Source organism: Bathymodiolus thermophilus thioautotrophic gill symbiont (genome assembly GCF_003711265.1).
In the GTDB taxonomy this organism is placed as follows: Bacteria; Pseudomonadota; Gammaproteobacteria; order PS1; family Pseudothioglobaceae; genus Thiodubiliella.
The window spans coordinates 1,163,281-1,186,650 of record NZ_CP024634.1 but is presented as its reverse complement, the minus strand read 5'-3'; the positions used below and the strand labels follow the sequence as shown (position 1 = coordinate 1,186,650).

Below are 23,370 nucleotides of genomic sequence, written 5' to 3'. Positions count from 1 at the left end.
TTTTTTTAGACCTTGTCCTAGTGATTGCTCATACTTTACACAATGGTCTTTTTTTACACAATGGTCTTTCAATATTATTTCGAAAATATAACATTATAAAGTACTATGCAATCAAATAAACTTTTTTTTGAAAAATTAAATGCAAACACTTTTTAAATGGGTTGATAAGAATGAGCTTGATAGAATAAATGCGAATTTACAGAAAGAAGTTTACTTGACCACTGCCCATCGTGGAGAAGAAGCATCTGCCAGTGTTATTAACGGTAGCCAAAGTATGGGATGAGGCTGAAAATCGCTTACATACGCAGAGGGTGTTGTTGCTTTATTTGATTAACACTTAAAATCTCAAGCTTACACCATTTTTCAAAAATAAAATAAATAAACTTGGGGTAAATATGCGCGTTAGATTGTTTGATACTGATGCTGGTGTTGCAACTTGTTTTGCATTGTTTGGAGAGATTAATAACAAGGCTAGCAAGTGTTTCAAAAACTTTAAAACTAAGATCGCTAATCTGTTTGGCAATTTGAATTTTTAGCACTTTGCTAAATTGGTGTGCTTTTTTAATTAATTGTTTTCTATCGTTTTTATTGTTAATGGTATAGAGCATTACTGTTAATAAATCATAGACAAAAGTACGCATTTCACTGCCTAGCGTATATATTTTTTATAACGAGGAAAATCTTTAACAGCGCTTTCTGTTTCAACGACTAAGCGTGTTGCATTGCGATAAATAGGGAATTTTCCTTGATAATTCATAATTTTAAATAAAAAAGTCACTGTTCGGAACGCACCAAACGAACATAATAGTTGTAGTTGCGATTGTAGGTGTAATCATAGCCGTCGTCGAAATCCAGCCGCCATGCACCGCTAGAATTGCCAGTATAGGGCGAGGACGACCAAAAGTCGTTGGCAGTAGTGTTTGGAAAATAATGACTATCAATAGCTGGCGATATAGTTGATAAATCAGCAATCGATCGTAATTCTCCTAGGGTTGGTACACGCCAATTATTGCCACCACAGAAATTTGCAGTATTTGTACCATCAACTAAACCCGTCCAATCATTATGATAAGTGCCTTCCTTCTCAGTATGGATTCTACCAAGTGCCGTTTTTCCACCCCAGCGATAACGATTGTCTTTATGGTGAATATTGGTATGGGTATTGTCGGTAGTATTATTGTCTTTACTGCCGTCGTCTGTTTTTACTTCCCAAACCAATCCCGTGTGATTGTCTTTCACGCAAGACCATTTAGTGCCAGCACTTTCTGTGCCAGTGCCGCCTGTTGTCCAGGTTGCGTTTTGAATGGTTAGCACATTACCTGTACTACCGAGTTTGGTGAAATCAAATCCCGCTCTACCATCACCCACTTTTGTTAAAGTCCCAGCGGCTGCCCTAGCATCTCGTCCGTGTGAACAGTCTTGTGCTGATATAACCATACCTGTGCAAGTGACATTGTTACCTGTTAGGTCATATCCACCCCAAGTTATGCCTGTGTCATTAAGCGTTTCAGTTAATGTTGCGCCTACTTGCGCTTGAGGAGTGGTTGTTGCTTCGTTAGATCCGCCACTTTCAAAGGTGTCTTTAACGGCTATAATGACAAAATAATATTTTGTGTCATTGGTTAAGTTGGCAATCGTTTTGCTATTGCCTGTGATGTTTTGCAATAATGAACCACCGTTCAAAGAAGCGTAGTTGGATAAATTACTACCAATACTGCTAAAACTTTGTTTGGCATAATACACTTGATACCCTATTGCCCCACTAACTACATCCCAAGTTAAGGCAACGGTAGCATTGCCTTTGGTTGCTGTAAGATTTTTTGGCATATCCAAACCAACACTGATACTGATCGTGGCTGTGTCATCGCCTGCTGTATTAGCAACTTTAATGGTGTAGGTCGTGGCATCTTGAAGTGTGGTTGGTGTGCCAGAGATTTGGCAACTGCCACTGGTAGGTGTTACTGATAAACCACTTGGAAGGCTAAGAACGCTGCAACTATCAGCAATGCCACCCATGTTATTAAATGCAAAGGCTGTAATGCTATTATTAAGAATTAAATGTTTGGCTGGTAAATTGGCGATTAGTGGTTTACTCAATGTGGCAACAGGAGTGGCACTAACCACAACACTTGGCGTGCTTTCAACGCCCTCTTTTACTGCGGTAATGACAAAATAATAGGTTGTGTTGTTGGTTAAGTTTGAAATGGTTTGAGCCAGAGTATTGGTGTTTATTTTACTCAAGCCAGATAGATTGGTAATGTTACTGGTCGAACGATAAACAGTATAACCATCAGCACCTGGTACTCTGTCCCAACGCAGATTTACCAATTCATTACCAGCAATAACATTAAAGTTAGTGGGTTGGTTTAGGGCTGTAAGTGGACGACTAAGTTGGTTACTTGGATCTGTGCCTGCCTTAAACTCTGCTAAATTACTAAAGCCATCGTTGTCTTGGTCTTGATTGGTATCGGTTAAACCATAACGATTTTTAAAATAATCAGGTATTGAATTGGCATCAACAGCCAGATATGTGTTTTCGATGCGAATATATTGCCTTGCCCAGCCGAGGGAAGAGTTATTGACTAAGCGCAAAATATTGCTACTAATATCATTAGGGGTAAGCCAGTAGAATTCACCGCCTCTGTCAAGTGTGATGTCAAAATTATTGCTGATTTTTTCTATGCTCCAATTGGCGCATTTTATGTAGTTCTTTTTGCCCAAACCCAGTGAAGTATAAAATATATTGTCCACGGCTGTGCAACTTGGTATAAGTTTGATGGCTCTGGAGTTAATGTCGCTTGGTGGCTTGTCACTGGTATTAATGGTATAACTTAACCTTGGGATGCCTAAAATTTTATTTTTGGCAAGAACTTCAAAGGTTTTATAGTCATCACGAATAGTTTGGTAATAGGCTCTGGTTAGCCTTCGGTGGTATTCAGAACTGCTGTTCATAAAATTAACACTTCTGAGCCTCTTGGACCCTAATTTAGTAGGTGCATATACGGCTCCTTCAGGGTAAATAAGATTGTTTAGTAAAAATTGATCAGTGGCGTTCCAAGCGGGGCCTGCATAAACTCGTATATCCATGCCAATCCCCGCCTCTAATTTGGTAAATTGTACGGCAGAGTCTGTCAACACGCTTTGTTCGTTGCTTAATGTTAGGTTAATTTCACCGTTAACCCCAACTGTGGAATATAAATACGGCTCCAATGAGGCGTGAAAAGCAGCGGCTTCATACAGGCTCACTTCTAGAGTTGGAATAATACGCACAATAACGGTTGCTTCCGCATTGGCTTTGCCGCCTGCTTTAAACTTATAGGCGAATTCTTTGTCTTTGCTGATTTCCCATTTTTTGGTACTGGTGTTGTAAACCATATTAATGCTCATCGTTAGTTTGGCTTCACTCTCTACCACAGCATCTAATTTACCACTTGCTTCTATTTCAGCGATTGCCATAAAGCGTAAATCACCAATCAAAACGACTGGAACAACGCCAGCTTGGACTATTTTTAAAAATCTGTGGGTCTTAATGGGTTTTGGTGTGAATATATGTGAGCCACTGCCTTGGGCTTTAATGGTAAATAAATTGCCAAATTCTAATACGGCTTTAACGCCTGCTTCGGCTTTTTTGATACTTCCTAATTGAATATCAAAATTAACTTTAATTTCTGGGGAGAAATTTGCTTTAAATTTGTTGTTAATGGAAAAATTACTATTTTCAAACAATATTGTTTTTTCTGCATCTGCAAGTTTGACGCCCCCATTTTCAGTTGGTAGGGGGTTGTTAGCATATAGTTTAACATTGTTTAAATCGATGGTGTCTTCGCCATTCGTTTTTTCATAGTCTGTGCCACAGGCAACGCCTTGAATGGTGTCAATATCAATATCTAACAAATAGGGCTCGCCCGCTTCTTGATCAACATTTTCTATTCTTGGACTCCATTTTAAATAAGGCTGGTTGTTATTCACTTCAATAATAGGAAGATTACTACTGTTGACATTTTCTGGTTTTGTTGTTTCTATGGAAGTTGTCAAACGACATATTTTCACAGATGCATCACTACAATAATTATCAACCCAAAAATTTATATTATTTTTTTCAAATGCGCCATTCGCATCTCTACACACTGTTTTTTGTGCTTCTAGTTTGCTTTCAAAATCTGCATCAGTTTTGTCTATATTGGGAAAGTTAAAATCTTGTTTTTCCTGCAAACTTGTTAATGTAATTAACTGATTAAGGCTTTCCCCCACCTTGGTAATTAGCACCTTTGGGATTGAGCCTTTAAAATCACCTTGACTGTCAGAAGCAACTTCACTACTAGCACTATTGGAAAATGCACTGTATGTGCTAACAGCATGCAATGCTGCACTATTTACACTAAGTTGATTGGCTTTAGCATAATGAGTTGAACCCATAACTAAGCCTGATTTCCATTGGCGTTTATATTGCTTAGTGGTTTTGATATTTGCGTTTTGAGTTTGTCCAAACGCTTGAGATAAAAAACTTTGATTTTGGTAAGCGCCAATACTTTGAGACTGCACAACTGTTGTATTGGCAGTATCGGCTACTTCTTCTAATTTAATAGAACTGGAAAAAGACAAATTTTGATAAACATCTCGTAAGTTTATGCTTTTGGTTTCGGCAACTGTTTCGCCTGTTGCATTTGTGGTAACGCTAACAACTTGTTTTAGTTGAGCGCTATTATCAATAGTGGAAAAGATAATTTCATCTTTTACCACGGTTGCTTGAGTGGTAATAATGCCATCATCAGAGGCAACTAATTTTTCAGTGCTGATTTTCAAGCCTGTCTTTTGCGTGGCAGCCACTCTGGAAGTTTTAACAGATAGTTGGTTTGAAGGTCGGCTGGATTCGGTATTTTTAGCCACTATAGTTGCGTAATATAAGGTATCAGCCGTTAGGGTTGCGTCAATAGATGCTGATAATTCTTTGGTAGTAAGTTTCAGGGTGCTTGCAGAAGGCTCAAAATCTTTTGTGGTTGAAATATGTACTTCGTATTCAATGTCATCACCTGAGGCTTCCATCCAATCTAGCGATATTTTATCTACTGAGCCCGAGGAAGCAGAAACCAACTTTGCACCAACAAAAGAGGTGTTGATTGCATTACTAATAACACTGCCTTTAATATTGGTAAAATTAGTATTTTTAAATTTGGAATCTAAGGCACTAAATGCGGTTGATAATTTTCCTGCAGTTGTTTGATCTAGTGTGCCATCAATTAAATCGGCTTTGAGTGAATTTATAATTTCGCTAAGGTTGCTACCCTCACTTGTGTTTTGGCTTTCAAGTTTTGAAAGCATTGCTAAAATCATTGCATAATTTCCAGCATCATCATTAATTAAATCCATTTTATCAACATCTGCAGGGAGGATGGAGGTGATGTTTTTTCCTGACAAGCCAAAAGCATTGGCGACTGTGTCATTATGAATATTAATAACATTATTAAGATTGCTGTCAATCTGTGTGGCAATTTCGGTTAGTGGCGTGATGGCAAATTTTTCACCTTCGATAAAATTAAGTGTTACTCGTAATATTGGCGATAGTTTTTCATTGCCTGTTGTTTCATCAATATATTTTCCACCAGCAGAACATTCAATTAAAGCCTTACCAGAATAGCCAACATTACTAAACACAACGGTACCCTTGTTGCTAATCGTAGAGGTTAATTTATCACCTTTTACACCTTCTGAAGTGATTTTATAAATAGCACAATTTGCATCATTAATTGGCGCAGCGGACAAGAAACCAGAAGAGGTCTTTGGCGATGACTCACTACCACCGCCACAAGATTGCAATACCAAGACCAACATAACCAACAAATACTTTAACAAGTTAAACACCATGCACTCCAGATAATAAAAGAATATATCACTTTGAGACCTTTGCATAAATATGAATGATTAGCAAAATTCAATTTTTATCCACTTGGTGATTTTCTTAAACCTTGTCCTAGCAGGGCTAAGGCTGGGTTTAAAAAATTACCAAGTGGGTGAAACGAGGATTCTTGATGATTATTTATATTTATGCAAAGGTCTCACTTTATTGTCAAATAAAAAAAGCGACTGAGTTGCGTTATACTAAAGACCTCTGTATTAGATTAAAGATTAACCAAAGGGAAAAATTTATTCAACATCCATTCTAATGCAGAGGTCTTATCTTGTCACGAGGACAGCATTGGCACATACTAAATCTTAATAAAAAATAAGAGAAAAAAATAAAAAAATCACTGTCCAGAGCGCACTAAACGGACATAATAGTCTTTGGAGCGATCGTAGCTACTAATAGATCCACTGTAAAATCTCAGTAACCACGAATAGCTCGAATTGTTAGGTTGCGAATTCAAACTCGAATTGTTAGGCTGCGAATTCAAACTCGAATTGTTAACCTGCGAATTCACACTCGAATTGTTAAGCTGCAAATTCACACTCGAATTGTTAACCTGCGAATTCAAACTCGAATTGCTAAACCGCGAATTCAAACTCAAACTGTCAGGTGAAGATGACCAAAAGTAGTCACTAGGTGTATTGGGAAAAATACTTTCGTTAATACTAGGTTCATAGCAGTGATGTGAAGCCAAAGAACCCAGTTCTTTTATATTTGGTAAGCGCCAATCGTCATGAGATGCAAAACTGTGATTGTTTGCCAATTGTAACGCCTCTTCCCAATTGTACTTAATGCTTGTGCCTTCACAATTATTGCCACTTAAGCCTTGGATACATTTTTTCCACATTAGAGTGGTTTTATTGTCTATAACCGTGCCATTACCATAATCGGTGTATCTGTTATCTCTCCACTCGTTGGGAACATAATCTTTGCAAACTTGAGCCAATAAATAGTGGGTAGCTAAAAATATAAAGTTAATTGTTAAAAATAAAATTGTTTTTTTCATATTATATCCTTAGTTGTAGGTGGAACAATAAACGAAGTTTGTTTAAGTTGATTTCACCGATAACCTTTAATAAATCGTAGGCAATGATACGCATTTCACTGCCTAAAATATATTTGTAATAACAAGGAAAACCTTTAACAACTCCTTCTGTTTCAATGACTAAACACATTGCATTGTGATAAATAAAGAATGTGTTTTGATAATTCATAATTTTAAAATAAAAAATTACCGTTTGGAACGCACCAAACGAACATAAAATTTATTGCGGCGACTATAATTACCGCTATTGCCACTGGAGAAATCCAGTAGCCATGCAAGGCCTGAATTGTAAAGACTGGGCAGAGACGACCAAAAGCTAAGGCTAACAGTATTTGGAAAATAATGATTATCAATAATTGGCGACACAACTGATAAATCAGCAATTGAGTGTAACTCTTCTAAGGTTGGCACACGCCAATTGTTGTCGCCACAGAGATTTTCAGCATTTGTACCATCAACCAATCCCGTCCAATTATTATCATAAGCACCTTCCTTATTATCAGAATCCCTGCCAAGTGCAGTTTTTCCGCCCCAGCGATAACGATTATCTTTGTGATGAATATTGGTATGGACTTGATCGAGAGTATTACTGTCTTTACTGCCACTGTCTGTTTTTACTTCCCAAATCAATCCCGTGTGGTTGTCTTCTACACAAGACCATTTAGTGCCAGCACTTTCTGTGCCAGTGCCACCTATTATCCATGTTGCATTTTGAATGCTTAACACATTGCCTGTGCTACCAAGTTTAGTGAAATCAAATCCTGCTTTGCCACCACCAAATTTTCTCAAAGTTCCAGCGATTGCCTTGGCATCTCGTCCATGCGAACAATCTTGTTCTAATATGACCGCACCTGTGCAGTTGGTATTATTACCTAATGGATAATCCCCACCCCAAGTCATGCCTGTGTCGTTAAGCAACATCCCTTTAGGGGTGGCTATTATTTCGTTAGATCCGCCACTTTCAAAGGTGTTTTTAACAGCAGTAACAACAAAATAATATTCTGTGTTATAGGCTAAACCAGTAATAGTTTTACTGTTACTGGTGATATTTTCCAATAACAAGCCACCATCTAAAGAGGCATAGTTAGAGAGATCGCTGATACCGTTAAAACTTTGCTTAGCATAATACACCTGATACTCTGTTGCACTACTAACTGCGTCCCAAGTTAAACCAACAGAGGCATTGCCTTTGGTTGCTGTGAGATTTTTTGGCGTATCTAAATTAACGCTAATGCTTATCGTGGCAGTGTCATTGCCTACTACATTGGTGGCTGTAATAGTGTAAGTCGTGGTATTTTGAAGGGTGGTTGGTGTGCCAGAGATTTGACAACTGCCATCAACAAGTGTCATTATTAAGCCACTTGGAAGGCTGGGTTCGCTACTGCAGTTACGAACCAGTCCACCTGTGTTTGTGAACGCAAAGACTTCAATATTGACATTAAAAATTAACTGTTTGGTTGATAAATTGGCAATTGATGGTTTGCTTAAAATAGGGATGGCACTTATCACGGCACTTAGAGAACTTTCGGTACCCCCTTTTACTGCTGTAACAGCAAAATAATATGTTGTGTCATTGATTAAGTTGTCAATAATTCCACCAACATTAGATACTTGCGCTAACGAGGCACTACCTAGGTTGGATGCGCTAATTGCATTTTGGGCATAATATATTTTATATCCTGTTGCGCCACTAACTGCACGCCAAGCCAAAGTAACAGAAGTATCACCTTTGGTTGCCGTAAAATCTCTTGGCTTACCCAAGGCAATGTCAATGCTTACCGTAGCTGTGCTATTACCTACCAAATTTAGGGCTTTAACAGTATAAATCGTGGCATCTTGAAGGGCGTTTGGTATGCCAGAGATTTGACAACTGCCACCAACAAGTGCCATCGTTAAACCACTTGGAAGTTGGGGCACACTGCTACAACTGCTAGCAGCGCTCTCTGTGTTGCGAAATATAAAGGCTTCGATGTCATTACCAAGCGTTAAATGTTTGGCTGGCAAGTTCTCAAGTACTGGCTTGCTCACAGGGGTGGCACCCGCCATGGCACTTGGAGGGCCTTCAATGTCGTCTTTTATTGCTGTAACAACAAAATAATATGTTATGCCATTGGTTAAGCCGATAATGATTTTATTGTTGTCTGTGATATTTTGCAATAAGGAGCCACCATCTAAAGTGGCATAATTAGACAAGTCGTTACCAATGCTACTAAAACTTTGCTTGGCGTAATACACTCGGTATTTTGTTGCCTCGTTAACTTTATACCAAGTCAAGGTAACCATAGCATCGCCTTTGATGGCTACAAGGTTTTTTGGTGCATCTAGTGTCTTTGGCGATGACTCGTTGCCACAAGATTGCAACAGCAAAACGACTACCACTAACAAATATTTCAAAACATCGAACATCATATACTCCGAATAAAAAAGACGAGTAAGTTAAACTTTATACTAGAGGCCTTTGTATAAATACTTTTTGTTAACTTATTCTTATACTGCCCAGACCCATAAATAATACCATTTTCAAACATTGACTATTTGGCCAAAATATAATCAAGATTGACTGAGGGTGCTACCGAAGACAAAACTGCTTCAGTAACATCTTTTTGGCTAATAGAATTTGATACCTCAACAAGGGAAGCGGCGGTAATTTTTAAATTTGCTTGAGCGGGTAAATTCATATTCATATATGCCAATGCAGATTCCATTGGGGACATACTTGGATTATACGCCACATTCTCTGCATAACGCCCAGTATAAATTTGATTGTTTTCCCCCATTAGAGCAACACCACAATAATCTTTTGTATAAGGGGCATAACTCGCATTTGCACCGCTTAATGCTGCCTGAGCAAGTGCTTCTTTGCTTGTTATAGATAAATGATGGGACTCTGTTTCCATTAATCCTTTTTCTTTTTGATCGGAGTTCTGAAACTCAAAAGCATCTGGGAGGTAATAACTTAAAGGTTTTTCTGTGTATGAACAACTTTCTTGATCTTGGTCTTTTTTGAGTAAGATATTGAGCGTTTTTGCAGTTGTTATTTCATATAGAAATTGTCGACAATAACCACAAGGGGCGGCATTAATAGCGAGTGATTGTAAACCGGTTTCACCTTGAATCAACGCATGATTGACGGCTGATTGTTCCCCATGAACACACAGACTCAGTGATTCATTCGGAAACTCCATATTTGATCCCAAATAAAGATTACCTGGGCCAATAATTGAGCCAGAAGGAGGCATACCTAGAGCCACCGCTCCAACATAGAATTTTGAAATGGGTGCACGAGCGTATGCTTTTGCAACAGGCAACAATTTAATCATAAGGGCGCCAATATCAATGTTTAATGTATTGAGCCAACTGAATGCTAACTCCGAGGGAATAACACCCCCTTTTAATAAAGCATCACGCAGTTCTGTTTGAATGGCATCGGGAAATCCAGATAATGCTGATTCTAATGAAATATTTTTTGTTGCCATGGAAAAACCTCTATTTAATATAATTATTTATTGGAGGTGTTGCTTAAACTTTGCATTGCTTCGGCATAAAACTTAACCCCTCTTTCAACTTTTTCTCGCCCCCGAGAGACACGCCATTTATTGGTATCGCGTAATGAATAAACGCAACCACAATATTCTTGTTGGTAAAATTCTTCTTGTTTTGAAAGTTCCAGCATTCTAGCAGATCCACCTTGCTTACGCCAATTAAAATCCCAATAAGTAATGCCGTCAAATACATCAGCAGCACGCATACCACAACCATTAATTTGGCTCATATCTTTCCAGCGAGAAATACCTAAGGTGGAAGAAATTAAATCAAAACCATGTGCTTTGGCATACGCTGCCGTAACTTCAAAGCGCATATCAAAGCAAGTGGTACAGCGTGCGCCACGCTCTGGCTCATCTTCCTGCCCTTTGATTCTTGTAAACCAATCGTCTTTGTTGTAATCAGCATCAATAAATGGCATACCAAGTTTTTCGGCAAAGCGAATATTTTCTTCTTTACGCAATTCATATTCTTCTTGTGGATGAATATTTGGGTTGTAAAAAAAGACAGTGGTGTCAATTTCTGACGCTGCCAAAGCCTCCATAATTTCACCCGCACAAGGTGCGCAACAAGAATGCATAAGTAACTTGGTTTCACCATTCGGTGTTTGCAATTTGGGGCGTTCATAGCCTGATAAACTGTAATCTATTTGAGACATACTTGCACTTTTTTTAACACTTCCCATGCTTCTCGTTTGAGTGTGTCATTAGTTAAAATATCACTTGGGTGGTGAGTAGTAAAATGATTATTTGCATTTAACGCCAAACCCTTGCTCATCGATAACACCACTTTAGCGTCATACTGTCCCAGCGTATGGGTTAAGTTATTATTCTCAACGCTAATGCATTTAATATCCGATTTTTGCAACCCAATAGCACCCAACATTTTTAATAAAAAATCTTGAGTCTTGCCGGCTTGACAAAAAGACTGTGCATTTGGCACTTCAATCACCAAACATTGCACACGAATTTTTTGCACACTGGCTGTTATTGCATCAGCACGCTCAGCGTATAAAAACGCTGGCACATCAAATGCCTCTAAATAATTAATGCGTTCTAATTGATTCATACCTGTGGATGCGCCTTATCGACTGCTACTAGAATTTTATTCAAACCATGAACATAGGCCTTGGCACTGGCAATAATAATATCGGTATCTGCCCCTTGTCCATTGACAATACGCCCATCACTCTCAAGACGCACATTAACTTCACCCAGTGCATCGGTGCCATGCGTTACATTCGATACCGAATACAGTTGCAAATTCACCGCCACACCTACCAGTGAATTAATGGCACTAAAGGTGGCATCTACTGCGCCCGATGTGTTGGCGGTGGCTGATACTTCTTGTCCGTTAATAATCAGTGTGATGTGTGCTGATTTTTGTTTGTCTGTTTCGCTGGAAACTTTAAGTGACACCAATTGAATGCTTTCATATTCTTCACTTTGAGATTCCGAAACCAATGCTTGCAGGTCTTCGTCAAAAATTTCATGCTTCTTATCTGCCAATTCTTTAAAACTCTTAAAAGTAGCATTCAGCATATCGTCATTTTCAAACTCAACACCAAGTTCTTGCATTTTAACTTTAAAAGCATTGCGACCTGAGTGTTTGCCCATAACCAGTTTGTTGGCATTCCAGCCAATGTCTTCTGCCCGCATGATTTCGTAAGTCTCACGGTGTTTTAGCACACCATCTTGATGAATACCTGCTTCATGGGCAAAGGCATTAGCACCAACAATGGCTTTATTGGGTTGCACGATAAAACCCGTTACACTAGAAACTAGACGAGAAGCTGAGAGAATTTGCGTGGTATCAATATTGGTATCACAATCAAAAACATCTTGACGAGTGCGCACTGCCATAACCACTTCTTCAAGCGAACTATTGCCTGCACGCTCACCCAAGCCGTTAATGGTGCATTCAACTTGACGAGCGCCATTTAGCACTGCTGATAGAGAATTGGCCACTGCCAGACCCAAATCATTATGACAATGGGCTGAAAAAATTGCTTTGTCAGAATTTGGAATGCGTTCAATCAACGATTTAATGGTTGCGCCAAATTGGTGTGGCATATTGTAGCCCACAGTATCAGGGATATTAATAGTGGTCGCACCTGCATCAATTGCTGCCTCAATAATGCGACAAAGAAAATCTTCATCACTACGCCCTGCATCTTCGGGTGAAAACTCAACATCATCCGTCCAATTTCTAGCGCGTTGAACTGCACGAACCGCTTGTTCCATCACCTGATCAGGTGTCATCTTCAACTTCATTTGCATGTGAATATCGCTGGTGGCAATAAAGGTATGAATGCGGGATGAATTGGCACCTTTGAGCGCTTCGCCAGCACGGTCAATATCTTTGTCCAGCGCTCTTGCGAGTGAACAAATAGTGGCGTCTTTGATGGTATTGGCAACTGCTTGAACGGCTTCAAAGTCTCCTTGTGAGGCAATGGCAAAGCCTGCCTCAATAACATCAACACGCATTTTTTCTAGCACTTTGGCAATGCGTACTTTTTCGTCTTTGGTCATTGATGCACCGGGTGATTGCTCACCATCTCTTAGGGTTGTGTCAAAAATAATTAGTTTGTTGGACATTTCTCTCTCCTGTATTTTGTTGTGTTTTTTTGTTTTGTTACTGTGTATGGGTGCTGGCCTTTCAGCCGAGCAAGATGATAGATTACCTTACGGTAATAATCGTAACAAAACTAGGAAAGTATTATTTGGTTTAAATGAAGAAGTTTTAATTTGACATTTCATGGGAGAGCATTATAAATTAAAGTTTGCTTGATTTTTTACTTTTTTTCTTGAAAGTGCGTTTTTTACGCACATCAATCGTTGTCATGATCAAACCAGACAAAGTATAAATCAAGAAAAACATAAACAGAATAACGCGTGGCGACAAAGTAACAACCACAATAACCAAAACAACAATCAACAATAATTTAAACGACGACCTACCTTTAAGGTTGATTTCTTTAAAACTATGATAACGAATATTGCTTACCATTAGCACGCCTGCTCCTACCAAAATACCCCAACTCACCATCGCAAAATATTGATCGTAATCCGTAACGCCAATAAAATCCTTAGCCAACACCAACCCCGCAACAAGTGCCGCCGCCGCTGGCGAAGGCAAGCCTTGAAAATAACGCTTATCTTCTGCACCAATTTGCGTGTTAAAACGAGCCAAACGCAACGCACCAGCAGCCGTATAAATAAACGCCCCAATCCAACCAATCTGCCCCATTTCTGAAAATTGCCAAAAATATATCAACAAAGCAGGTGCCACGCCAAATGAAACCAAATCCGCCATAGAATCGTATTGCTCACCAAATGCACTTTGAGTATTCGTCAATCGTGCCACACGCCCATCTAGGCCATCCCATACCATTGCCACAAAAATGGCAACAGCCGCTTCTGCATATTGCCCTTTGGTGGCTAAAATAATGGAAAAGAACCCAGCGAACAGCCCAAATGTTGTCAGTATATTGGGGAGTAAGTAAACGCCTCTTTTTATTTTTTTCTCTACCATATTCACCTGCTATAAATAAAAACGCCCAACTAAGTTGGGCGCTTAATGCTGTTTTTTAATTTTTGCTTTGATCGATAATTTTATTCTTAGCAATCCACGGCATCATTGAACGCAATGATTCGCCAACTTGCTCGATTTGATGAGCCCGTTGCACTTCACGACGCGCAGGCAAATCACCCACATTGTCCACAAATTCTTTGGCAAATGAACCGTCTTGAATTTCACTCAAGATTTTTTTCATTTCCAATTTGGTTTCCGCCGTAATAATACGAGGGCCACGCGTTACATCGCCATATTCAGCCGTGTTGGAAATGGAATAACGCATATTTGCAATACCACCTTCATACATCAAATCAACAATCAATTTAAGTTCGTGCATACATTCAAAATACGCCATTTCAGGCTCATAACCAGCCTCAACCAAAGTTTCAAAACCTGCTTGAACTAAAGCGGTTGTACCACCACATAATACGGCTTGCTCACCGAACAAATCGGTTTCTGTTTCTTCTCTAAAACTGGTCTCTAAAATACCCGTGCGACCGCCACCAATGGCTGATGCATAAGACAATGCAATGTCTTTTGCTGTGCCAGATACATCTTGCTGTACCGCAATCAAATCAGGAATACCACCACCTTTAACAAACTCACTGCGCACAGTATGACCCGGCGCTTTTGGAGCAATCATAATGACATTCAGGTCGACTCTAGGTTTAATCATTTCAAAATGAATGTTTAAACCGTGTGCAAATGCGAGTGTAGCGCCTTGTTGTAGGTTTGGTTCGATGTTGTCAGTATAAATCTTTGCTTGAAATTCATCCGGTGCTAATACCATAACCAAATCCGCCCATGCGGTTGCTTCTTCAACTGATTTCACATTTAAGCCTGCTTCAGCCGCTTTTGTTGCTGAGGCTGAACCCGCTCTTAAGGCAACCACAACATCTACACCTGAATCTTTTAAGTTATTTGCATGCGCATAACCTTGAGAGCCATAACCCACAACTGCCACTTTCATATTTTTAATAATGTTTAAATCTGCGTCTTTATCGTAATATCTGTTCATTTTCTCTTCCTTGTTATTTTAATTTTAATATTCTTATTCCCGACAAACGCCTGTAACGCCTGTTCTAGAAACTTCCAAAATTTTATTGGCATCAATTGACGCTAAAAAATCACTCACTTTTTGACTTTTTCCTACCACTTCAACCGTATAAGTATCCTTGCTCACATCCACTATTTTGCCAGCATATTCCTCAATGTGCTTGTCTATCTGAGCCTGAGAACTCGAATTAACATCAATTTTAACCAGCACCAACTCTCGCTCAATATGCTCGGCAGCGGTTAAATTGGTTACCTGAACCACATCAATCAACTTATCCAGTTGTTTGACGATTTGCTCAATAATACCTTCGTCGCCTACGCTAACAATGGTCATTCGTGATAAAGTTTCATCATTCGTGGGGGCTACTGTTAGTGATTCAATGTTAAATCCGCGTGCGGAAAATAAGCCTGCGACTCTTGATAAGGCACCCGATTCATTTTCTAATTGTAAGGAAATAATGTGTTTCATACTAAATTTAATCCTTCGTCATTTGTAGATGCCATTTCATCACGCCCTGCCAATAACATTTCATGATGCCCTGCCCCTGAGGGAATCATGGGGAATACATTTTCTGTAGGGTCGGTCAGAATGTCTAAGAATACCGTGCGGTCTTTTTGTTTAAATGCCTCTATTAAAGCAGGCTTTAAGTCCGCCTCTTTTTCAACTTTAATACCTAAATGACCATAACTTTCTGCCAATTTAACAAAGTCTGGCAATGCATCCATATACGACATTGCATAGCGTTTGTCATAAAAAAACTCTTGCCACTGGCGCACCATACCTAGGTAACCATTGTTCAAATTAATGATTTTAACAGGTGTGTTGTATTGCAACATGGTTGATAATTCTTGCAACATCATCTGAATACTGCCTTCGCCCGTTACGCAAGCGACATCTCTCTCAGGCATGGCTAACTTTGCCCCCATTGCTGCCGGCAAACCAAAACCCATTGTGCCTAAGCCACCAGAGTTAATCCAACGACGCGGTTTGTCAAATGGATAATATTGTGCCGCCCACATTTGGTGCTGCCCAACATCACTGGTAACAATCGCTTCGCCTTTGGTCACTTCATACAATGCTTCAATCACGCTTTGTGGCTTAATCACGCCCGCTTTGGTTTTATAAGCCAAAGAATCAACCGCACGCCAGTCTTTAATTTCTTGCCACCAAGCATCAATATTGCCTAATGTTTTGCCCTCTAATGCTTTCATTAACGCAGTTAAGGCCTCGTTCACTTGCCCGATAATAGCCACATCAACGCCCACTGTTTTGCCTACCGAAGAAGGGTCAATGTCAATGTGGATGATTTTTGCATAAGGACAAAATCGCTCTAAATTACCTGTAATACGGTCATCAAAACGCGCGCCTACAGCGATAATGCAATCTGAATCATGCATTGCCATATTGGCTTCGTAAGTGCCGTGCATACCCAACATACCCAAAGATTGCTTATCGGTAGCAGGATATGCGCCTAGCCCCATTAAGGTTTGTGTGATGGGGAAATTGGTATGACGGGTGAAGGCAATCAGTTCTTTGTCAGCATTGCCAATCACACTGCCACCACCTGAATAAATAATTGGCTTTTTTGCGTGACAAAGTAAGTCAACTGCCTTGGCAATTTGACCGGCTTCAATCTTTATTTCAGGCTGATACGAACGCATACTGATTGCCTCGGGATAACCGCCAAATTCAATTTCAGCAATCGTGGTATCTTTGGTAATGTCAATCAACACAGGGCCAGGACGGCCAGTCGTGGCAATGTGAAAGGCTTTTTTAACAACATTTGCCAATTCATTCACATCCGTCAACAGGAAATTATGCTTAACACACGAACGCGTAATACCCACTGCATCCACTTCTTGAAAGGCATCATTGCCAATCACCGCAGAGGACACTTGACCCGAAATTACCACCAGTGGAATGGAATCTATATATGCCGTGGCAATACCCGTTACCGCATTGGTCAATCCAGGTCCAGAGGTAACAAGTGCCACGCCGCACTTACCGCTAACACGCGCATAACCATCTGCTGCATGCACAGCACCTTGCTCATGGCGGACTAAAATGTGATCAATAGTAGTGCAGGCATCCAGTGCATCGTAAATATGCAAGACGGCGCCCCCCGGATATCCAAAGATATGATCTATACCTTCTGATTGAAGGCAACTAACCAGTATTTGAGCGCCATTTAACTTCATTGCTTATTTGGTTGAAAAAAACCCTAGGATTATACATAAAATAAGAATGTTGGTAGTTTTTTTTACACTCAATGCATTAAAACTTTATCAAAATTATTTTGTGCTTATGTCGTAGCGTTATAAAGTATTCTGCCAATCTTCTGAATAAAAGGCAATTGGCGAGTCGTCTTTTTCAAAAGTTTCAATCGACCAAGTTTCTGTTTGCTCAAGAATGGCTGACAATAATTGGTCATTCAACAAATGCCCAGTTTTATACCCTTCATAATGCCCAATCAAACTGCCACCAAGTAGATATAAGTCGCCCACAATGTCTAAAATCTTATGCTTGACAAATTCATTCTCATAACGCATACCGTCTTCATTAAGCACATCATTATCACTCAGGGCAATGGCATTATTCATACTGGCGCCTAAGGCTAGGTTTTTTTCTTGTAAGGTTTTTATATCACGCATATAGCCAAAAGTTCTGGCTCTAGAAATTTCTTTAAGATAAGATTTTTGTGCAAAATCAATGCTGAGTTTTTGCCCACTTTCTTTTACTTTTTTGTTATTAAAATCAATCTCAAGCGAGACTTTAAAGCCTTCATAAGGCGATACTTGCGCCCAAGAATCATTATTTTCCACCCGTACTGTGTCTTTAATAACAAAGAATTTCTTAGGCGCTTCTTGCTCTTCAATGCCTGCTGATTGCACTAGGAAAACAAAGGGTGCGGACGAACCATCCATAATCGGCACTTCAAACGAATCTAATTCCACCAATATATTGTCAATACCAAGTGCTGAAAATGCACTCATCAGATGCTCAACCGTTGAGATTTTCACCCCTTTTTCTTCAATGCTGGTTGACAATATCACTTCATTCACAAAGGCATTGTGCGCTCTGACCAATTTACCACCCACATCCATCCGCCTAAAAACGACACCATGATCTGCAATGGCTGGAATCAGTGTCATATTGATCACATTGCCGCTGTGAATGCCCACACCACGCGCTTTAACAGATTTTTTGATTGTCCTTTGTTTGATCATGCTCTCCGCCATTAAAAAACTTGGCGTAAGTATAAAGGTTATTTATAATTTATGTAAAAATCTCACTGTTAAAAACTGCTTATAAGGTTTTTAAACGCACTCTTTATCCCCCCCTTATTGACCAACTGCTCTTCCTTGTAACCTAACTCCTCATCATTAAACAACAACAAACCCAAAGCACACGCATATTCTGGTGCCAACAAATTTTCATTCGAAGAAACAGAGTTAGGGTTCAAGCGAATCACCTCTCTATTAACATGCCCAACCTTCACCCGCCTCTTCAAACAATCAAATGCCAAATCAGCATAACCTTCAATCTTCACACCACCGCCCACAAACACAAAGCCTTTGATAGAGCGATACAAGTTTTTATCTTCTTCTTGTATTTTCTTCTTAATTGACAACAACAACGCCTTATAAGATTCTTCAATCACCTCAATCAACGACTCATGCGATAAATAATAATCCGCCACATCATTTTGCTGAAAGCCAATCAACATATCCCTCTCCAGCGTTTTAACTTGCGCCTGCCCATGCTCCAACTTTAAACGCTCCGCTTCTGCAAAAGAGGTATTAAACGCATTCTCAATATCCTTAGTAACTTGCTCTGCCCCGACCTGAATCGCCGTGCTATAAAAGATCCTCCCCTGCTTAAAAACGGACAAATCCACCACCCCCGCACCCACATCAACCAAACAAACACCATCATCTTTCTGCACGGGGGTTAAATAAGGCTCACTACTCGCCATTGAATTAATCACCAATTTCTGCGCTTGAAAACCACACAGCCCAAGACTTCTTTCAATATTCTTAACCCGCTGTTTAGCAGCCACAACAATATGCACACTGGCCTCCAACATATCCGCCTGCTCACCAATCGGACGCTTAACCACCACCCCTTGCTCAGTATCCGAATCCTTGTCTAATATGTAATGATGCGTTATGCTGCTAATGCGTTGCTCAGTTTCTTTAAATCTCTGCGCTTCAGCAGTTCTCATCAACGCTTCCACATCACTTTTTTTAACCAAATCACTGTCCACATGCTTATTTGGTGTCAGATTAAACACCCGAAGATTCGGATCTGAAATATTCACAATAACACTGTCAAATTCAGAATTACAACTCTTCCCCGCCTTATTCGCCACCGTCTTAATCACCGACACCAGCGCATCAACATCAACAATCTCACCCCTTCTCACCCCCTTAGAAACCCCCTTAGCATGTCCAACAACTTCTAACAACCCATCATCCAGCCTGTCTGCAATCAACACCACAACCTTGCTACTACCAATATCAACACTGGCAATATAATCTCCATCCGCCATCTAATTCTCCTCCGTTACAAAATCCAACCATGTATATAAATGCGCCAATTCCACCGTCTTCCCACTCAACAAACGCCTAAACTTTTTGGCATTCGGCTGCCCATGATACAGCCCCAAAATATGCCTCGTCATCGAACGAATCGGCACCCCTTGCCCCTGCTGATTTTTCATATATTCAATAAACCGCAACAACACCTGCTCACGCGACACCACCGCCGTCTTTTTCTGATAAATCATCACATCCACCTCACTCAACAAATACGGCTGATGATACACCGCCCGACCCAACATCACCCCATCCACACTTGCCAAATGCCCCTTCGCACTCTCCACCGTCATAATCCCCCCATTAATCCCAATCCCCAACGCTGGAAAATCCCGCTTAAGCTGATACACCCACTCATAATTCAACGGCGGCACACTCCGATTCTCCTTAGGACTCAACCCCTGCAACCACGCCTTGCGTGCATGAATGACAAAATCCTCACACCCCGCCTGCGCCACCACGCCCACAAATTCCACCAACTCCTCATAACTGTCCCTCGCATCCACCCCAATCCTCGATTTTACCGTAACTGGAATATCCACCCCCTGCCGCATTGCATCCACACACTGCGCCACCACCTCCGGCGTCTGCATCAAACACGCCCCAAAATTCCCCGAACGCACCCTATCAGACGGACACCCCACATTAATATTCACCTCATCATACCCCCACACCTGCGCCACCCTCGCCGCCTGCGCCATCTCCCCCGGATCCCCACCTCCCAACTGCAACACCAGCGGATGCTCCCCCGCCTCAAAATCCAACAACCGCCCCTTATCCCCATGCAAAATCGCCTTAGCCGTTACCATCTCCGTCCACAACTGCACCTCCACCGACAACAACCGATGAAAATACCGACAATGCCTATCCGTCCAATCCATCATTGGGGCGACTGAGAATTTATGCATGAGATAAGATTAATTTGTTCATAATTTTCTACTGTATTTTCTAAATGCTTGAATGGTTTGGTAGATTAATAAGCCTTCAATCAACCTAAAAAGAAAGTCAATGGCATAACTCCAAAAATCCCAGTATTCTTTTGCTATAAACCTTGTTTTATGTGTCGGATTTAAGAATTCAAAATAACTTCGCCAGTGTTCAAGTTCGAGAATGGGTATATCTAAATTACATAATAATAAAAAATAAAATAATAGAGAAACGCCAAATAACAAACACAATGGCTTCCACCAATTTAAACCAAATTCATTGGTATACTTATTAAACGCTAGCGTTATCTTGTTGCCAAAATCCTTTTTCCATTCAGTTATTTGCCAATGATTTTCCATTTCTTTTTGATAAAAAACTAGCGCCTCTTGTTGATCGTGGTTTCTTATCATAACTTTTTTTAAGGTTCGATGAGTATCTCGTTTTTTAGCAATTTCTACCCTATTAAATTCATAACTATCAAACAGAAATTTAGCTAAATTTGAATCGTTCCATACTTTGGGAGGATTAGCCTTACCAAATTGCCCAACTTTTATTTCATGCTCCCACTGCATATTTGTATAATCAAGTTCAGTAAAAATATTATCAAACATAATTACTCTAGCAAATGAAACTAAATTGATACTCTGAAAATCTGCCCCACCTATAGAGGTATTGTCAATTTGAAATCTTGGGTTATAACCCTCTCTCTTGTCATATTCTTTTGGCAGAACATTAATTTTATAAAGTTTAAACTTACCCATATTTCTAAAATTAGTCAGTTTAAAGTATTGAAAATGGCAATCACCAATATTTAATTCTGCATTTTGTGGCAACCGTAGATTGGATAATTCAAATTTCCCAATATCTAAAAAACCAATTCTCAAATAGGCACCTTCATCAGCCGTGCAATCAGTAATTTTAAGTTCTTTCAATTGTGCTTTATTTTGCTGATGATACGGATATCTACTTTTTTCTGGCAAGGGCTGCACATCGTCTTCATAATAATTAGGAATAATAGTCTCGTAATTCCTAACTTTTAATTTTTTACCAAAATTACATTCAATAAATTCTAGTTTTGTATGTGTGCCAGAAATTTCTTTATTACTAAAATTAAATAACAATTCTTGAGCAAAATCGCTTTTTCCAAAAGACAATTTGTGTATTAACTTAGAGTCTATTACCCTATCCCCCAAACTAACATTTCTATTAAAAATAGAACAGACAAAAGATAAGTCTTCTTGCTCTTGAATTGGGGCTTTTATATCTTTAGAGGTAACAAAAAAATCTGAAATTGATATGTCTATATCAAAAAAATAATATTTTTGCTCTCGCTCCTCAAGGTCAGTTATTTTTTTCACATCAACTTTATTTTTTATAACTTTGTACTTTCTGCCATTGATATTGACGGAGTTGTCTAGACTATCAATTTCGTAATCAACGCCACGGTAATTTACCTTTTCTCTTTGGTACAAAGATCTAATTGTCATTATATAACCCCTATAGTTGCCACGCCATGCGTGGGAATTCATATTATATTTTTTATACTTTTAAATCGCCACCTTTATTTCACAGCAAAAGTGATTTTTAAGCAAACTCCCAAACGGTACTTGGGAACGAAGTAACATTTAGTGCATTTTTCTTTGTCGTTATTTTTTTTAACTTGTCATAATTTTGACAGCCTTTTGTAGATTTTAGGCTACAGGCTTTTTCGTAATATTTTAAGGCTTTGATGGTGTGTTTTTTAACGCCTTTGCCATTTTCATACATAAAACCAAGATTGGAACAGCTGGGGGCGTTGCCTAAGCCGCATCCTCTTTGGTAAAACTTTGCTGCTTTGAGGTTGTCTTGTTTGACGCCTTTGCCTTCTTCTTGCATAAGTCCTAGGTTAAAGCAGCCTAAATCATCGTCTAAATAACAGCCTTTTTTAAAAAATGCTGCTGCTTTAGAATCATCTCGTTCAATGCCTGTGCCATTGTTATACATCACTGCAAGATTGGAGCAGCCTAAGCCGTCATTTAGGTTACAGCCTTTTTGGAAAAACTCTACTGCTTTAAAATCATCTTGTTTAATGCTTGTGCCATTTAAATGCATAAACCCAAAATCAGAACAACCTCTGCCATCATTCAAATAACAACCTTTTTGTAAAGACTCTACGGCTTTAAGTTTATCCGGTTTCACGCCTATGCCATTTTGATACATACTGCCAAGAATGGAGCAACTCAAGCCATTATCCAAATCACATCCTTTTTGGGTAACTTCTGCTGCTTTTGAATAATCTTGTTTAACACCTTTGCCCTTTAGATACAAAAGCCCGAGATTGGCACAACCCAAACTGTCATTCAAGCCACACCCCTTGCGATAAAACGCTGCTGCTTTTAAATAATCTTGTTTAACGCCTTTGCCAATTTCGTACTTAAGCCCGAGATTGACACACTCAGCACTTTTATCACAATCACTAACTGGGTCTGCCATGGCAGTGGTTGCGAGTAGGATTGCTAGTATTAATGAGGTTAGGGCTGTGGTTAAATTTTTCATAAAATTTCCTTGGTTGTTTGCTTAAAAAAAAGCCCTGATTACTCAGGACTCTTTAAACTTTGTTGTGTTAAATTTTTGTTATTGGGCAATAACTTTAATGGGGGTCACGGTAATGGTTTGAATTCTGTATAAACTTTTTCGGCAAATCTGACGATTTTATCTTGTGTAAGTTTGTGATAATCTTTGA

18 protein-coding genes and 1 pseudogene are annotated in these 23,370 nt (G+C 39.5%); 1 reads left to right on the top strand and 18 read right to left on the bottom strand.

All coding sequences use genetic code 11. The annotated features are described in order from the left end of the window. Positions 1-223 precede the first annotated feature (223 nt). Positions 224-341, top strand: a pseudogene (locus tag MS2017_RS04450) (ornithine carbamoyltransferase); the annotation flags it as partial. Here MS2017_RS04450 and MS2017_RS04445 read toward each other — a convergent pair. From MS2017_RS04445 to MS2017_RS04360, 18 genes are all read right to left on the bottom strand, one after another. Next, a complete protein-coding gene (locus MS2017_RS04445; protein ID WP_122951400.1) occupies positions 297-641 on the bottom strand; it encodes a hypothetical protein in 345 nt (114 codons plus the stop codon). The pseudogene MS2017_RS04450 and the gene MS2017_RS04445 sit on opposite strands and share 45 nt — an antisense overlap. A 133-nt stretch (positions 642-774) precedes the next feature. Next, positions 775-5,862 carry an Lcl domain-containing protein gene (locus MS2017_RS04440; protein WP_164707605.1) on the bottom strand — a complete coding sequence of 1,696 codons (5,088 nt, stop codon included), beginning with the start codon at positions 5,860-5,862 and terminating at the stop codon, positions 775-777. Between the two features lie 380 nt (positions 5,863-6,242). After that, the gene (locus MS2017_RS04435; protein ID WP_122951398.1) at positions 6,243-6,908 is read right to left on the bottom strand and encodes an Lcl C-terminal domain-containing protein; all 666 of its coding nucleotides are present in this window, start codon (positions 6,906-6,908) and stop codon (positions 6,243-6,245) included. Between the two features lies 1 nt (position 6,909). Beyond that, entirely contained in the window at positions 6,910-7,116 is a 207-nt protein-coding gene (locus MS2017_RS04430; RefSeq protein WP_122951397.1) for a four helix bundle protein, read from the bottom strand. A 17-nt stretch (positions 7,117-7,133) separates the two neighbouring features. Beyond that, positions 7,134-9,356, bottom strand: coding sequence for an Lcl domain-containing protein (locus MS2017_RS04425; protein WP_122951396.1), 2,223 nt, complete (start codon positions 9,354-9,356; stop codon positions 7,134-7,136). A 122-nt stretch (positions 9,357-9,478) separates the two neighbouring features. Beyond that, on the bottom strand, positions 9,479-10,423 hold the full coding sequence (gene cdd / locus MS2017_RS04420) for a cytidine deaminase (RefSeq protein WP_122951395.1): 945 nt from the start codon (positions 10,421-10,423) through the stop codon (positions 9,479-9,481). 23 nt (positions 10,424-10,446) lie between these two features. Beyond that, on the bottom strand, positions 10,447-11,148 hold the full coding sequence (locus tag MS2017_RS04415) for an epoxyqueuosine reductase QueH (RefSeq protein ID WP_122952223.1): 702 nt from the start codon (positions 11,146-11,148) through the stop codon (positions 10,447-10,449). Then, positions 11,136-11,558 (bottom strand): uracil-DNA glycosylase family protein, encoded by a 423-nt coding sequence (locus MS2017_RS04410; protein WP_122951394.1) that lies wholly within the window; start codon positions 11,556-11,558, stop codon positions 11,136-11,138. Before MS2017_RS04410 ends, MS2017_RS04415 begins: the two co-directional genes overlap by 13 nt. Continuing rightward, the gene (locus MS2017_RS04405; protein WP_122951393.1) at positions 11,555-13,087 is read right to left on the bottom strand and encodes a 2-isopropylmalate synthase; all 1,533 of its coding nucleotides are present in this window, start codon (positions 13,085-13,087) and stop codon (positions 11,555-11,557) included. The genes MS2017_RS04410 and MS2017_RS04405 overlap by 4 nt, the downstream gene beginning before the upstream one ends. Before the next feature lie 178 nt (positions 13,088-13,265). Beyond that, on the bottom strand, positions 13,266-14,024 hold the full coding sequence (gene pssA / locus MS2017_RS04400; protein WP_122951392.1) for a CDP-diacylglycerol--serine O-phosphatidyltransferase: 759 nt from the start codon (positions 14,022-14,024) through the stop codon (positions 13,266-13,268). A 55-nt stretch (positions 14,025-14,079) separates the two neighbouring features. Then, positions 14,080-15,084, bottom strand: a complete 1,005-nt coding sequence (gene ilvC / locus MS2017_RS04395) for a ketol-acid reductoisomerase (protein ID WP_122951391.1) — start codon at positions 15,082-15,084, stop codon at positions 14,080-14,082. A gap of 33 nt (positions 15,085-15,117) precedes the next feature. Next, positions 15,118-15,591, bottom strand: a complete 474-nt coding sequence (gene ilvN / locus MS2017_RS04390; RefSeq protein ID WP_071564995.1) for an acetolactate synthase small subunit — start codon at positions 15,589-15,591, stop codon at positions 15,118-15,120. Further along, entirely contained in the window at positions 15,588-17,321 is a 1,734-nt protein-coding gene (ilvB, locus tag MS2017_RS04385; RefSeq protein ID WP_122951390.1) for a biosynthetic-type acetolactate synthase large subunit, read from the bottom strand. The genes ilvN and ilvB overlap by 4 nt, the downstream gene beginning before the upstream one ends. Before the next feature lie 117 nt (positions 17,322-17,438). Beyond that, entirely contained in the window at positions 17,439-18,350 is a 912-nt protein-coding gene (gene lpxC, locus MS2017_RS04380; protein WP_071564997.1) for a UDP-3-O-acyl-N-acetylglucosamine deacetylase, read from the bottom strand. Positions 18,351-18,418: 68 nt separating this feature from the next. Then, positions 18,419-19,675: a cell division protein FtsA gene (gene ftsA, locus MS2017_RS04375; protein WP_122951389.1), complete on the bottom strand. Its 1,257-nt coding sequence runs from the start codon at positions 19,673-19,675 to the stop codon at positions 18,419-18,421. Next, a complete protein-coding gene (gene dusA, locus MS2017_RS04370; RefSeq protein WP_122951388.1) occupies positions 19,676-20,629 on the bottom strand; it encodes a tRNA dihydrouridine(20/20a) synthase DusA in 954 nt (317 codons plus the stop codon). A gap of 18 nt (positions 20,630-20,647) precedes the next feature. Next, complete coding sequence (locus MS2017_RS04365) at positions 20,648-22,135, bottom strand: hypothetical protein (protein WP_122951387.1); 1,488 nt, start codon at positions 22,133-22,135, stop codon at positions 20,648-20,650. A 97-nt stretch (positions 22,136-22,232) separates the two neighbouring features. Then, positions 22,233-23,183 (bottom strand): tetratricopeptide repeat protein, encoded by a 951-nt coding sequence (locus MS2017_RS04360; RefSeq protein ID WP_122951386.1) that lies wholly within the window; start codon positions 23,181-23,183, stop codon positions 22,233-22,235. Positions 23,184-23,370: the final 187 nt, after the last annotated feature.